This window comes from Microbacterium sp. NRRL B-14842 (genome assembly GCF_050470785.1).
In genome coordinates, this window is record NZ_JBFLUM010000001.1 from 706,217 (window position 1) to 720,505 (window position 14,289).

Annotated in this window: 13 protein-coding genes; 11 read left to right on the forward strand and 2 right to left on the reverse strand. The window is 72.2% G+C overall.

Annotated elements, in window-relative coordinates:
• The 3 genes from AB1285_RS03615 (at position 1) to AB1285_RS03625 (ending at position 3,175) form a co-directional block, all read left to right on the forward strand.
• A complete protein-coding gene (locus tag AB1285_RS03615; protein ID WP_370428426.1) occupies positions 1–1,197 on the forward strand; it encodes a substrate-binding domain-containing protein in 1,197 nt (398 codons plus the stop codon).
• Positions 1,198–1,275: 78 nt separating this feature from the next.
• Positions 1,276–2,127: a sugar phosphate isomerase/epimerase family protein gene (locus tag AB1285_RS03620; RefSeq protein ID WP_259951467.1), complete on the forward strand. Its 852-nt coding sequence runs from the start codon at positions 1,276–1,278 to the stop codon at positions 2,125–2,127.
• Between the two features lie 40 nt (positions 2,128–2,167).
• The gene (locus AB1285_RS03625) at positions 2,168–3,175 is read left to right on the forward strand and encodes a sugar phosphate isomerase/epimerase family protein (protein WP_370428427.1); all 1,008 of its coding nucleotides are present in this window, start codon (positions 2,168–2,170) and stop codon (positions 3,173–3,175) included.
• A gap of 25 nt (positions 3,176–3,200) precedes the next feature.
• On the opposite strand, the gene AB1285_RS03630 is transcribed toward AB1285_RS03625, so the two are convergent.
• Positions 3,201–4,181 carry an NYN domain-containing protein gene (locus tag AB1285_RS03630; RefSeq protein ID WP_292793529.1) on the reverse strand — a complete coding sequence of 327 codons (981 nt, stop codon included), beginning with the start codon at positions 4,179–4,181 and terminating at the stop codon, positions 3,201–3,203.
• Complete coding sequence (locus AB1285_RS03635) at positions 4,174–5,169, reverse strand: Gfo/Idh/MocA family protein (RefSeq protein ID WP_370428428.1); 996 nt, start codon at positions 5,167–5,169, stop codon at positions 4,174–4,176. The genes AB1285_RS03630 and AB1285_RS03635 overlap by 8 nt, the downstream gene beginning before the upstream one ends.
• A gap of 103 nt (positions 5,170–5,272) precedes the next feature.
• On the opposite strand from AB1285_RS03635, the gene AB1285_RS03640 reads away from it, so the two are divergent.
• The 8 genes from AB1285_RS03640 (at position 5,273) to AB1285_RS03675 (ending at position 14,261) form a co-directional block, all read left to right on the forward strand.
• The gene (locus AB1285_RS03640) at positions 5,273–6,667 is read left to right on the forward strand and encodes an NtaA/DmoA family FMN-dependent monooxygenase (protein ID WP_370428429.1); all 1,395 of its coding nucleotides are present in this window, start codon (positions 5,273–5,275) and stop codon (positions 6,665–6,667) included.
• 131 nt (positions 6,668–6,798) lie between these two features.
• Complete coding sequence (locus AB1285_RS03645; RefSeq protein ID WP_370428430.1) at positions 6,799–8,433, forward strand: TIGR04028 family ABC transporter substrate-binding protein; 1,635 nt, start codon at positions 6,799–6,801, stop codon at positions 8,431–8,433.
• 16 nt (positions 8,434–8,449) lie between these two features.
• Positions 8,450–9,430 (forward strand): ABC transporter permease, encoded by a 981-nt coding sequence (locus tag AB1285_RS03650; RefSeq protein WP_370428431.1) that lies wholly within the window; start codon positions 8,450–8,452, stop codon positions 9,428–9,430.
• Complete coding sequence (locus tag AB1285_RS03655) at positions 9,427–10,320, forward strand: ABC transporter permease (RefSeq protein WP_370428432.1); 894 nt, start codon at positions 9,427–9,429, stop codon at positions 10,318–10,320. Before AB1285_RS03650 ends, AB1285_RS03655 begins: the two co-directional genes overlap by 4 nt.
• Positions 10,317–11,945 carry a dipeptide ABC transporter ATP-binding protein gene (locus AB1285_RS03660; RefSeq protein WP_370428433.1) on the forward strand — a complete coding sequence of 543 codons (1,629 nt, stop codon included), beginning with the start codon at positions 10,317–10,319 and terminating at the stop codon, positions 11,943–11,945. The genes AB1285_RS03655 and AB1285_RS03660 overlap by 4 nt, the downstream gene beginning before the upstream one ends.
• A complete protein-coding gene (locus AB1285_RS03665) occupies positions 11,942–13,012 on the forward strand; it encodes a putative FMN-dependent luciferase-like monooxygenase (RefSeq protein WP_370428434.1) in 1,071 nt (356 codons plus the stop codon). Before AB1285_RS03660 ends, AB1285_RS03665 begins: the two co-directional genes overlap by 4 nt.
• Positions 13,009–13,656 (forward strand): CMD domain protein, encoded by a 648-nt coding sequence (locus AB1285_RS03670; RefSeq protein ID WP_370428435.1) that lies wholly within the window; start codon positions 13,009–13,011, stop codon positions 13,654–13,656. The genes AB1285_RS03665 and AB1285_RS03670 overlap by 4 nt, the downstream gene beginning before the upstream one ends.
• Positions 13,653–14,261, forward strand: coding sequence for an alkylhydroperoxidase domain protein (locus AB1285_RS03675; protein ID WP_370428436.1), 609 nt, complete (start codon positions 13,653–13,655; stop codon positions 14,259–14,261). Before AB1285_RS03670 ends, AB1285_RS03675 begins: the two co-directional genes overlap by 4 nt.
• Positions 14,262–14,289 lie beyond the last annotated feature (28 nt).

Consider the following 14,289-nt stretch of genomic DNA (forward strand, 5'->3'; position numbering starts at 1 on the left):
ATGAAGATCGCCACCGCAGGGGTGGCCCTCTTCGGCCTCATCGCGCTCGCCGGGTGCACGACCGACCCGTCCGTGGCGCCGGCGGAGTCGGAGAACCCCGAGGAGTCGGCCGAGACCACCGAGTGGTTCGACCAGGAGCTCTTCGACAAGCAGGACGAGGAGCGCGGCGTCGACCCCCAGGGCCCCGCCGACCAGCCCTACCTGCAGCACATCAACGCCGAGATGGTCGACACGTCGGAGTTCGCCAGCACCGGCGCCAAGAAGGCCTGCTTCGCGAACGCCTCGATCTCGAACCCGTGGCGGCAGACGGGCTGGATCACGATGAACGAGCAGCTAAAGGTGCTGCAGGAGTCGGGCGCGATCAGCGAGATGGAGACCCGCGACGCGCAGGACTCCGACGACACCCAGATCGCCGACATCGACTACTTCATCTCCGAAGGCGAGTGCGACGTCTTCCTCATCTCCCCGAACAGCACGGCGGCGATGACCCCCGCGGTCGAGCGGGCGTGCGAGACGGGCAAGCCGGTGGTCGTGTTCGACCGCGGCGTGAACACCGACTGCCCTGTCACGTTCATCCACCCGATCGGCGGATTCGCCTGGGGCATCGACACCGCGGAGTTCCTCATCGACAACCTCGAGGAGGGCGACAAGGTCGTGGCTCTCCGGATCCTCCCCGGTGTCGACGTGCTGGAGCACCGCTGGGCCGGAGCCGAGAAGCTGTTCGAGGAGGCCGGGATCGAGGCCGTGGACCACTTCACCGGAGCGGACCCCGCCGAGATCAAGAGCATCATCAGCGACGAGCTCGCCAAGGGCGACGTGCAGGGCATCTGGATGGACGCCGGTGACGGCGCCGTCGCCGCCATCGAGGCCTTCGAGGATGCCGGGGCCGACTACCCGGTGATGACCGGCGAGGACGAGATGAGCTTCCTGCGCAAGTGGAAGGACACGGGCCTCACCGGCCTCGCCCCGGTGTACTCGAACTTCCAGTGGCGCACCCCTCTGCTCGCGGCGCAGATGATCTTCGCGGGCGAAGAGGTGCCGAAGGAGTGGGTGCTCCCGCAGAAGCCGATCACCGAGGCCGAGCTGGACGACTACCTCACGGCGAACGACGGCATGCCCGACGGCCACTACGCCAAGTTCGGCGGAGAGGACCTTCCCGGCTACCCGACGGTCTGGCAGGAGCGCCAGATCCCGTGACCCCGTGTGCTCCCGCCCTTCCGCTCCGCCTGAGGCGAGTGGGAGGGTGGGAGCACCCGCACGATCAGAAGGACAACGATGCCCCGCACGATCGCCGTCAACACCTGGGTCTGGACGTCTCCGCTGACGGACGACACCCTGGAGCCGCTCGCCCGCACGGCCGCCCGGATGGGCTACGACGCCCTGGAGCTGCCGCTGGAGAGCTTCGGTGACTGGGACCCGCTCCGGGCCCGGGCCGTGCTGGACGGCCTCGGCATGGGCGCGGTCGTGGTCGGGGCGATGGGACCCGGGCGCTCGCTGCTCGCGCGCGCCGGAGACGTCGCCGCCACGCAGGACTACCTCCGCGCCTGCCTGGACGCCGCGGCCGTCCTCGGGGCCGCGGTCGTCGCCGGGCCGTTCTACGCCCCGACCGGCGTCACCTGGCGCATGGACGAGACGGAGCGGGCGGAGGTCGTCGGCGAGCTCCGGGACAACCTCGCCCCCCTCGCTCGCGAGGCCGCCGCGATCGGCGTGACGCTGGCCGTCGAGCCGCTCAACCGCTACGAGACCAGCGTGCTGAACACCGTGGCGCAGAGCCTTGATGCGCTGGCGCCGCTGCTCGGTGCCGGGGTGGGGCTGGCCCTCGACACCTACCACCTCAACATCGAGGAGAAGCGTCCCGCCGACGCGGTCCGGGCGGCGGGCGCCGCCATCGCGCACGTGCAGGTGTGCGGCAGCGACCGCGGTGCCGTGGGCGACGACCACACCGACTGGCCGGAGATGCTCCGCGCGCTCGACGACGCCGGCTACCGCGGCGTGCTGGGGCTGGAGAGCTTCACGGGCGAGAACGCGACGATCGCGGTCGCGGCCTCGGTGTGGCGACCGCTCGCGGCCAGCCAGGACGATCTCGCCGCCCGCAGCATCGCCCACCTGCGCGCCCTCGGCGCCTGAACCCCCGCGATACGAGCACCCGCGATACGAAGGAGTATCCATGAGCAGTCACCCGGTCACCCTGTTCACCGGCCAGTGGGCCGACCTGCCGTTCGAGGAGGTGGCCCGCCTCGCCGCGCAGTGGGGCTACGACGGGCTGGAGATCGCCGCGTCCGGCGACCACCTCGACCTCCGCCGGGCCGATGAGGACGATGCCTACGTCGCCTCCCGCCGCGAGATCCTCGACCGGCACGGACTGCGGGTGTTCGCGATCTCCAACCACCTCGCCGGGCAGGCGGTGTGCGACGACCCGATCGACTTCCGGCACCAGGGCATCCTGCGCCCGTACGTCTGGGGCGACGGCGCGGCCGAGGGTGTGCGGCAGCGGGCGGCGGAGGACATGACGCGTGCGGCCAGGGTGGCCAGGAAGCTCGGCGTCGACACCGTCGTCGGCTTCACCGGGTCGTCGATCTGGCCTTATGTCGCGATGTTCCCGCCGGTGCCGGAGACGGTGATCGCCCAGGGGTTCCAGGACTTCGCCGAGCGATGGAATCCGATCCTCGACGTGTTCGACGGCGAGGGCGTGCGCTTCGCCCACGAGGTGCATCCCGGGGAGATCGCGTACGACTACTGGTCGAGCGTCCGCGCCCTCGACGCGATCGACCACCGCGACGCGTTCGGCTTCAACTGGGACCCCTCGCACATGATGTGGCAGAACATCGATCCCGTCGGCTTCATCGTCGACTTCGCCGACCGGATCTACCATGTCGACTGCAAGGACACCCGCCTGCGACCGAGGAACGGCCGTGCCGGGGTGCTCGGCTCGCATCTGCCGTGGGGCGACCCTCGGCGCGGCTGGGACTTCGTCTCCACCGGCCACGGCGACGTGCCCTGGGAGGACGCGTTCCGCGCGCTCGATGCGATCGGGTACGACGGCCCGATCTCGATCGAGTGGGAGGACGCCGGCATGGACCGCCTGCACGGCGCCCCCGAGGCGCTCGGTTTCGTGCGCTCCCTGCTGTGGCCGCAGCCCGCGGCCGCCTTCGACGCCGCGTTCCGCCACCAGTGACGGGACGGCAGGCGACCGGCCGTGCTCAGGGCTCCCGCAGGCGGACCAGGCGCTCGTGCCCGGTCTCCTCGAGCTCGGCGATGTCGTCGCGCGACTTGAGGAAGTCGGAGAAGGACCGGTAGCCGAGGGCCTTCTCGCTGAACGACGGGTCCATGCGGCGCATGTGCGTCTTGACCGCGGAACTGTGCAACCACTCGTCGGCATCCGCCTTGTCGTGGCCGAGGCGCAGGGCGCGCTCCAGGAGCCGCGTGGCCTCGCCCTGGTCGTCGATCTTCTCCTCGACCTTGGGCTCCTCGGCAGCGGCCTTGGCCTTGGCCTTCGTGCGGGACTTCGACGCGGTCTTGGGCTTCGGGGTACCCGCGTCCGCGGCGGCCGGGGCGGACGGCTCCGCCGGGGCCTCGACCACCGGAGCGACCGCGGGCTGTGCTGCCTTCGCCGGACGCGCCACGCCCGGAAGCGAGTCGTACGACTCGAACTCGTCGCAGGCCGCGGCGAGCGACTTCGCCGTCGACCCGGCCACGCCCACCCCGATCACGTACCGGCCGAGGCGCTTGCAGCGCTGGGCGAGCGGCACGTAGTCGCTGTCGCCGGCCACGATGACCACATGGGTCAGGTCCGGAAGACGGAACATGTCCTCGACCGCATCGACCGCCAACCGGATGTCCGCGCCGTTCTTGGCGTACGCCGCGGCGGGGAAGAGCTGGACGAGATCCACCGCGCGGGCCACGAGCTGCGACCGGTACTCGGCGTTGACCGGCGACGACCAGTCCGCGTACGCCCTGGTCAGCACGAGGGTGCCGAAGGACGCCGCGTAGTCGATGATGGCGCCGACCTCGATCATCGCCCGGCTCAGCCGCTCGGCGACCTCGGGGTCGTTCGGGTGCTCCGTGATGCGCTGGCGGTCCTTGCCGTAGGAGTTCCGGCCGTGGACCCGGTCGTACCAGGAGATGACGATGTTGTCGAAGTCCAGGTACACCGCCACGCGGGCGTCGGTCGTCTCAGCCACGGTCGTCCTCCTCGCCGGGGTAGCGCACGCCGATCTGCGCGCGGATCTCGTCCAGGGCGCCCATGATGGCGACGCTCTCCGCGATGGGGAGGACGTCGCCCTCGAGGAGACCGTCGCGGACGAGGCGCTCGGCCGCGAACGCCTGGTACTGCATGCCGCGACCCTCGACGGACGAGACGTACTCCTCCTGCACCGTCCCGTCCGGCAGCACGAGACGGAACGAGGTGGGGGCGTACCAGACCCGGTCGATGTCGATGCGGGCCTCGGTGCCGACGATGCTCGCGGCGTTGGGGCCGGCGCCGCGCGAGGAGGAGAGCGTCGTGGAGATCGCCCCGCTCTCGTGGACCATGACGGTGGCGACCTCGGAATCGGCTCCGGTCTCGACCAGACGCCCCACCGCGCGGACGGTGGTCGGTGCGCCGAGGACATCCCAGACGAAGGAGATCGGGTAGATCCCCAGGTCGAGCAGCGCCCCGCCGCCCAGTTCGAGGGCGTTGAGGCGGTGGGCGGGGTCGGTGGGCAGCTGCTGCGTGTGGTCGGCGCTCACGGTGCGGATCTCACCCAGGGCGCCGTCGGCGAGGAGCTCGCGGATGCGGACCATGTGCGGCAGGTACCGGGTCCACATCGCCTCCATGACGAGCAGCCCGCGCTCGGCGGCGAGCCGCTGGAGGTCCGCGGCCTGGGCGTGCTCGAGCGTGAACGCCTTCTCGACGAGGACGTGCTTCCCGTGCTCCAGGGCGAGCCGGGCGTTCTCGTGGTGCATCGGGTGCGGGGTGGAGACGTAGATGATGTCGACGTCGGGATCGGAGACCAGCGCCTCGTATGACGGATGCGCGTGCGCGATGTCGAAGCGCGCGGCGAAGGCATCGGCCGACTCCTGCGAGCGTGAGCCCACGGCGACGAGGTCGAGGCCGGCCGTGCGCAGATCGGATGCGAAGGCGCCGGCGATGCCGCCGGTCGCGAGGATTCCCCAACGAAGTCCAGTCATCCTCTCAGCGTAGAGGGTGGCGCGTGTGACCGTCTGTGACATCCGGTGACCTCCGGCTTCCTCCCGGTGGCCGGGGTGGAGGCGGCGGTCCTACCGTGTCGGCATGACGGAACCCCTCGTGATCGGCGCCATGGTGCGCACCCTCGGCGCCTACCCCTCCGGCTGGCGGTATCCCGGAGCCCACCGCGACCCCGCGGAGGACGCGGACATCCTGCGCCGCATCGCGCGGGAGGGGGAGGACGCAGGTCTGGACTACCTCTTCTTCGGCGACTGGCTGGCGACCGGACCCGACCTGGAGTTCCGCGACCCCTACCTGCTCGCCCGCATCGACCCGCTGAGCGCGGTGCTGTTCCTCGCCGGGGTGACCTCGCGGATCGGTCTCATCGCGACGGTCAACACCACCTATGCCGATCCGTACGCCACGGCGCGGGCGCTGGCCTCCCTCGACGTCCTCACCCACGGCCGGGCCGGGATCAACCTCGTCACCGGCGCCGAGCCGCGTGCCGCGGGCAACCACGGCCGTGACGCCCACGCCGACACCGAGACCCGCTACGACCGGGCCGAGGAGTTCGTCGTCGCTCTGCGCCGGCTCTGGGACTCGTGGGACGAGGACGCCTGGATCGCGGACGCCGAGCGCGGCGTGCTCATCGACCCCGAGGGGCTGCGCGCGGCCGAGGTCACGGGCGCACATGTGCGGGTCGCCGGTCCGCTCAACGTCGCGCGTCCGCCGCAGGGGCGCATCCCGATCGTGCACGCGGGGACCTTGCCGCGGTCGCGGGCGCTCGCCGCGACCGCCGCCGATCTCGCGCTCATCGCCGCGCCCACACTCGCCGATGCCGTGACCACGCGGCGGCTGCTGAAGGACATCGCCGCGGACGCGGGGCGCCCGGCGGAGGAGCTGAAGGTCATCGCCCCGGTGCTGCCCGTCGTCGCGGACTCGGACGCCGGGGCGCACCGGATCGTCCGGCGGCTGCTGGAGCTCGTGCCGCTCGCTGAGGGGGTGCAGCCCGATCGCGTCGCGTTCCCGCCGAACCGCACGGTGGATTCCCTCGCCGACGCACTGGAGGTGGCCGCCGACGACCCGCTGCGTGCCGCCGCCTTCGACGCCCCGGTGACGGCCGCCGAGGCGCTCCGGCTGGGGGAGCGGGGTGCCGCGCTCGTCGAGCGACTCGCGCGGATCGCCCGGCTCGCGGTCGGGGCGGAGGCGGCAGTGACCTGGCGGCATCTCGTCGCCGCGCACGCCGTCCCCGCGGCCTTCGTGGTCGGCGATGCCGGCACGATCGCCGACCACTTCGAGAGCTGGCGCGACGTGGGCGCCGCCGACGGCTTCAACGTCCTCTCGGCATTCCAACCCGCGCAGTTCGAGGCCTTCACCCGCCTCGCGGCCCCCGAGCTCCGCCGCCGTGGCCTGCTCCGCGCGGCGGAGGAGGCCGGCCAGGACGACCGGCGTGAGACGCTGCGCGACCGCCTCCGTGTGACGTCGCGTGTCGGCGCGTGACCACGGGTGTCGTCTCGCGACACCCGGAGTCCGCCGCCTCGCCCCCGTGCCCTGCCGCTTCCTACCGTGAACACCACCTGCACCCCCTCCGCACCCGAGACCCCGTCTTCCGAATCCGAGGAGTCCCCCGCATGAACCGCCGCCTCATCCGCACCGCCGCCGTCGCGGTCCCGCTCGTCCTGGCCGGCAGCCTCGCCGCCTGCGCCACCTCGCCCGCCCCGGGGAACACTCCGGCCGACGCGGGGGACCCGCTCTCCGGCGGCACCCTGACCTACCTCGAGCACCAGGCCTACACGAACCTGTACCCGCCGCAGGCCGGCTTCTACCCGAACGGCGGCATCGTCAACAACATCGCCGCCCGGCTCACCTGGCAGAATCCGGAGACGCTCGAGATCGAGCCGTGGATCGCCGCGGAGTGGACTGTGAACGACGACGCCACGGAGTACACCTTCGATCTCAACCCGGACGTGACGTTCTCGGACGGCACGCCCGTGGACGCCGCCGCCGTCGCGAAGAACTTCGACACCTACGGGCTGGGCGACGCCGAACGCGGGCTCACCGTCTCCGAGGCCATCAACAACTACGCCGGCAGCGAGGTGGTGGACGAGGACACCGTGACGTTCCGCTTCAGCGCGCCGTCGCCCGGCTTCCTGCAGGCGACGTCGACCATCAACTCGGGGCTGCTGTCCCCGGAGACGCTGGACGGCACGATCGAGGATTTCGGCGCCGGCAACGCGGAGGAGATCATCGGCTCCGGTCCCTTCACCGTCACCGACGAGAAGCTCGGCACCGAGTACACCCTCACCGCCCGCGACGACTACGCCTGGGGCCCGGGCAGCGCCGAGAACGACGGTCGTCCCTACCTCGACGCCGTGCACGTGCTGGTGACCCCCGAGGACTCCGTCCGCATCGGGTCGCTGCTCGCGGGCCAAGCCGACTACGTCCGCTACGTCCAGGCGTTCGACGAGGACCGCGTGGAGGGGGCCGGCTTCACGCTGTACGCGCCGCAGACCCGCGGCGTGAACAACTCGATCGCCCTCCGCCCGGAGAACCCGCTGCTGTCCGACATCCGCGTGCGTCAGGCGATCATCGCCGCGGTCGACGCGCAGGAGGTCGTCGACACCCTGTTCACCGAGAACTACCCGGTGGCCACGTCGGTGCTGTCCTCCCAGGCAGCGGGATACAAGGACGAGTCCGCGCACTACGCCCACGACCCGGAGAAGGCGGAGGCGCTGCTCGACGAGGCGGGCTGGAAGCCCGGCGCCGACGGCATTCGCGAGAAGGACGGCGAGCGGTTGTCCATCACGGTCTACGAGGCCAAGCCGCAGCCGCTGTCGAAGCAGACCCTGGAGCTCGTGGCGCAGCAACTCGCGGCGGTCGGCGTCGAGCTCACCGTCAAGCCCGGCGACGCGGGCAGCTACGCGGAGGACACGCGTGATCCCCTGAAGACGGGGTTCTACCACTCGATGGTCGGCCGTGCGGATCTCGACGTGATCAAGAGCCAGTACTTCACGAAGAACCGCGACGTGCTGATCTCGCAGGATGCGACGCTCGACGAGCTGCTCCTCGCCGTCGCCTCCGAGCCGGATGCCGAGAAGCGGGTGGCCGCCTCCCAGGCCGTGCAGGACTACATCGCGGAGCAGGCGTACGTGATCCCGCTCTTCGAGGAGCCGCAGGTCTACGGCGCGGCGACGTACGTGCACGGCGTCGCGTTCGAGTCGGTTGGCCGCCCCACGTTCTCCGGCGTGTGGCTCGCGGAGCACTGAGGACCACGGTGACCCCATGACCTTCGTCCTCCGACGGGCCGGGCAGGCCGCGATCGTGCTGATCGCGGCCTTCACGGCCACGTTCTTCCTGCTGCAGCTGCTGCCGGGAGACGCCATCCTCATCAAGTTCTCCGACCCGAGCCTGGGGCTCTCGCCGGAGCAGCTCGACGACATCCGCGCGACCTACGGCGCCGACGTGCCGTGGGGGGAGCAGTATCTGCACGCGGGGCTCGGCTTCCTCGCCGGCGACTTCGGCTACTCGACCCAGTACGGCACCCCGGTCCGGACGATGCTCGCTGAAGCACTGCCCGCCACGCTGCTGCTCGCGGCGCTCGGGCTCCTGGTCGCCGTCCTGCTCGCGGTGCTGATCGCGGTGCTCTCCTCGCTCGCGCCCTTCGCCTGGCTGCGGGACGGTCTGCGGCAGGTGCCGGGACTGTTCGTGGCGGTCCCTGTGTTCTGGCTCGGGATCCTGCTCATCCAGGTGTTCTCGTTCGGGCTCGGATGGGTGCCGATCGTGGGGGCCGATCCGATCAGCGGCCTGATCCTCCCCGTCCTCACGCTCGCCGTGCCGATCTCGGCGCCCCTCGCCCAGGTCCTGGTCCGATCCATCGACCGCGTGCAGGCGCAGCCGTTCGTGACCGTGGTGCGGGCGAAGGGCGCGCCGCCGGCGTGGGTGCTCGCGCGGTCGGTCGCGCGCAACGCCGCCGTCCCGACCCTCACCATCGCGGGGGTGCTGTTCGGAGAGCTCGTCGGAGGAGCGGTGGTCACCGAGACCGTCTTCGGCCGCACCGGCATCGGACGCCTCACGGAGCAGGCCGTCGCGAACCAGGACATCCCGGTGCTGCAGGGAGTGGTGCTCCTGTCGGCCCTGGGGTTCGTGGTGATCAGCTTCGCCGTCGACCTCGCCACGCCCCTGATCGACCCGCGGCAGCGGCGGGCGGCCCGCGCCGCCCGGTCGCGCCCCGTCCGTCCCACTGCCCAGAAGGTGCCCGTATGACCGCTCCCATGATCGCGGAGACGTCGGTCGAGACGTCGGGTGCCCCGCCCGCGCCGTCCGCCCCGGCGCCCGTCTCCGCATCCCGTCCGCGACGGCGTTCGCGCGCCTGGGGGCTGTACCTCGCGTTCGCGGTCGTCGCCGTGGCGGTGCTGTGGGCGGTGATCCCGGGGGTCTTCGCGCCGGGCGATCCGCTGACCGGCGTGCCCGCCGACAAGCTCCTGCCGCCGAGCGCCGCGCACTGGTTCGGGACCGACGCCCTCGGCCGCGACCTCTTCGGCCGGGTCGTGCATGGCGCGGTGCACTCCCTGTCGGGTGCGCTCATCGCCGTGACGGTAGGCCTCGCGCTCGGCACGCTCCTCGGAGCCGTCGCCGGCGCGACCGGCGGTGTCGTGGACGACGTGCTGATGCGGATCGTCGACGTGCTCCTGGCCATCCCCGGGCTGCTGCTGTCGCTCTCCGTCATCATCCTGCTCGGCTTCGGAACGGTGAACGCGGCGATCGCCGTGGGACTCGGCAGCGTCGCCGCCTTCGCCCGGCTCATGCGCGCCGAGGTGGCGCGGGTGCGCCGCACCGAGTACGTCGAGGCGGCGTACGGCAGCGGCGGCACCTTCGTCGCCGTGCTGCGCCGGCATGTGCTCCCGAACGCCCTCACCCCGATCATCGCGCTCGCCGCGCTGCAGTTCGGCACGGCCATCCTCGCCATCTCCACCCTCGGCTTCCTCGGCTACGGCGCGCCGCCGCCCACCCCCGAGTGGGGCCTGCTGATCGCCGAGGGGCGCAACTACATCGCGACCGCCTGGTGGCTCACGGCGCTCCCCGGCCTCGTGGTGGTCGCCGTCGTGCTCAGCGCCAATCGCATCAGCCACCGGCTCGGAAGGAGCGCCCGATGACCGCGCCCACCCCCGTCCTCACCGCGACGGACCTGCGGGTCTCGTACGCCGCCCGCGAGGTCGTGCACGGCCTCTCCTTCGCCATCGCGGAGGGGGAGACCCTCGCCCTCGTCGGCGAGTCGGGCTCCGGCAAATCCACCACGGCGCACGCCCTCCTCGGCCTGCTGCCGGAGGGCGGACGGGTCGAGGGCGGGCGCGTCCGGCTCGGGGACCTCGACATCTCCGGATGGTCGGATCGGGCGTTCCGCGGCATCCGCGGCTCGGAGATCGGGCTGGTCCCGCAGGATCCGACGACCTCGCTCGACCCGGTGCGCCCCGTCGGCGTGCAGGTCGCCGAGGTGCTGCGTCTGCACGGGCATCGCGACCGTCGTTCCCGGAACGCCCGCGTGCTCGAGCTGCTCGACCGCGTCGGGCTGGACGACCCCGATCTGCGCGCGCGACAGTATCCGCACGAGCTCTCCGGCGGGATGCGGCAGCGGGTGCTCATCGCGGCCGCGATCGCCCTCCGCCCTCGGCTGCTCATCGCGGACGAGCCCACCAGCGCCCTCGACGCCACGGTGCAGCGCCGGGTGCTGGATCTGCTGGACGAGCTGCAGCGCGAGGACGGCACGAGCATCCTCCTCGTGACGCACGACGTCGGCGTCGCCGCGGACCGGGCGGCGCGGATCGCGGTGCTGAAGGACGGCCGGATCGTGGAGCAGGGGCCGAGTGCGCAGGTGCTCGCGGAGCCGGAAGACCCGTACACGAGGCAGCTGCTCGCCGACGCGCCCGCCTTCACGACCGGCTTCCGGCGTCCGGACGCGCCGCCGTTCCTCCGGGACGCCGCGGCAGTGGCCGCCGAGAAGCCCTACGAGATCGTGGCTGCTGGCCTCGTCAAGGAGTTCCGGGTCGCGGGTCGTGAGCGCTTCCGGGCGGTCGACGACGTCTCCTTCCGGGTGCGGCGCGGGACGACCCATGCGCTGGTCGGCGAGTCCGGATCGGGCAAGTCCACGACAGCGCGCCTGGTCACGCGCTTCCTCCGTCCGGACGCCGGGACCGTGGAGCTCGCGGGGGAGGACGCGACGGCCGTCGAGGGGGCGCGACTGCGTGCGCTGCGCCGACGGATCCAGCTCGTGTACCAGAACCCCTTCGCCTCCCTGGATCCACGGCAGCAGATCGCCGACATCGTGGCCGAGCCGCTGCACAACTTCCGCATCGGCGGCCGGTCGGAGCGTCGGGATCGTGCGGTCGCCCTGCTCGAGCGCGTGGCGCTGCCGGCGGATGCGGCCCGTCGCACGCCGAGCGAGCTCTCCGGCGGGCAGCGGCAGCGGGTCGCGATCGCTCGGGCGCTCGCCGTCGACCCCGAGATCCTCGTGCTCGACGAGGCGGTGTCGGCGCTCGACGTGACGGTGCAGGCGCGCATCCTCGAACTGCTCTCCGCGCTCCAGGCCGAGCTCGGACTCACCTACCTCTTCATCTCGCACGACCTCGCGGTGGTGCGCCGCATCAGCCACACCGTCTCCGTGATGCACCGCGGGCGCGTCGTGGAGGAGGGGCCGACCGAGGAGCTGTTCCACGACCCGCAGCACGAGAACACCCGGGAGCTGCTGGCCGCGGTCCCCGGCCGAACGGAGATCCTCGCATGAGCGCCCCCACCCCTCGCCCCACCGTCGCATTCTTCACCCGGCTCCTGGACGATGCGTCTCCGAACGACCGCTACCGCCTCGCCCTGGCGCAGATCCAGCACGCCGAACGGCACGGCGTGGGGAGGGCCTGGGTGGCACAGCATCATTTCCGGGCGGCGGAAGGCGGGCTGCCCTCGCCGCTCGTCTTCCTCGCGCACGCGGCGGCACGCACCTCGGGGATCCGGCTCGGCACCGGGATCATCACCCTTCCCCTCGAAGACCCGGTCCGGGTGGCCGAGGACGCCGTGGTGGCCGACCTGCTCGCGGACGGGCGGATCGACCTCGGGCTCGGCAGCGGCGGCACCCCGTCGTCCTTCACGCCCTTCGGGGAGGACGTGCGCGACAAGGGGCCCACCTACGACCGCAAGCTGGGCGTGCTGCTCGACGCTCTCCAGGGCCGCGACGTCGGTGCGGGGAACACGCTGTATCCGGACGCGGGGTCGCTGGCCGCGCGGATCTGGCAGGCGACGTTCTCGGCACCCGGCGGTCATCGAGCAGGCGTCCACGGTCATGGACTGCTGCTGTCCCGCACGCAGCCCCGCCCCGGCGAACGTCTGCACGCCCCGCTGTCCGCCCTGCAGGACCCGATCATCGACGCCTACCTCGACGCGCTCCCCGCCGGCGCGACGCCGCGGATCACCGCCTCCCGCACCGTGTTCGTGGCGGACGACCGCGCCGAGGCGCTCCGGTTCGCCGAGGTCGGTCTACGGCGGGCGGCCGAGGGCTTCCGGCGGCAGGGCCAGACGATCCCCGGCGACGGCATCGACGACCTCATCGCCGCTCTCGACACGCACCTCGGCACCCCGGAGGAGGTCGCCGCCTCGCTCGCCGCCGACACCACGCTGCACCGCGCGACCGAGGTGGCGTTCCAGGTGCACTCGGTCGACGCGCCGCACGCCCACGTTCTGCGCTCGATCGAGCTGTTCGCGACGGAGGTCGCCCCGGCCCTCGGCTACGCGCTCACGCCGCCGGATCCCGAGACCACCCACACGCCCGAGAACACCCCCACCGTGAAGGAGAACGCATGACCGCCGACATCGTCGACCAGCTGACGGGGGTGACGCGGGAGCTGGATGCGCTGCGTCGTCGCCGTCCCGTGACCAGGGAGCAGCTCCAGGCGAGCTTCGACGCGCTCTTCCACCCGGTATCCGCGGAGCATGTGTCTCTCGCAGAGCGCGCGCTCATCGCGGCGTTCGCGACCGCGCTCGCCGGTGCCGACGACCCCACGGCGGCGTTCTACGCCCGGAGGGCCCGCGAGATCGACCCGGAGCGCGCCGCGATCGTCGCCCGGGAGGCCGGAGCCGCCGCGACCACGGGACCATTCGGCGCCTACACCGAGCGCGGGCTGGAGGCCGAGAGTACCGACGGCACTCGCTACCTCCCGGATGAAGCGGCATCGGCTGCCGTGGGGGAGCGTCTCGCGACCGCTCTCGCGCACACGCACCTGCTGGTGTTCCGTCCCCGCGAGGCATCCGGTGCCGACCTCGGCCGCCTGCACGACGCCGGCTGGTCGACGGACGGCATCGTGACGCTGTCGCAGCTCGTGTCCTTCCTCGCCTTCCAGCAGTGGGTCGTCACCGGCCTCCGCGTGCTTCAGGAGGCCGGACTCACCGCCGCCGACACAGCGACCGCGACCGCCACCGACACCGACACCGAGGAGGAGGCCGCATGACCGCCGCCGACACCGTGCTCCGCCACGACGCCGCCCCCTATCCGCACGCCTTCACGCGCGCCGAGGTCGGCTGGACACCCCACCTCGCGCCCCTGGCGGAGGAGGATCTGACCCCGCGGCACCTCGACGGCCTCGTCGACGCCGCCCGGGCGAAGAACGAGTACTTCCGGCTGCTCGCCCGCGACCCCGAGGTGCTGCGCGCGCGCACCCTCGTCGACAAGGACATCTTCTACAACGCCGCGGAGGGCCTCCCACGGGCGGAACGGGAGCTGGCGGCCACCGCCGCCTCGCGCCGCAACGGCTGCGTGTTCTGCGCCTCCGTGCACTCCCGGTTCGCGGCGCACCACAGCAAGCGGCCGGAGGACGTCGACGCGCTGCTCGCCGAGGGCGTGGACGCGGATCTCGGGGAGCGCTGGAACGCGATCGTCGCGGCAGCGGTCGCGCTGACCGACACGCCTCGCGCGTTCGGTCCCGCGCACATCGCGCGCCTCCGTGCGGCCGGACTGGACGACCTGGAGATCGCGGACGTCGTGCACGGCGCGGCCTTCTTCAATTGGGCGAACCGGCTGATGCTCTCGCTCGGCCGCCCCGTCGCGCCCGCCTGACCGACAGGGAGGTCGTCGCCGGATGCGC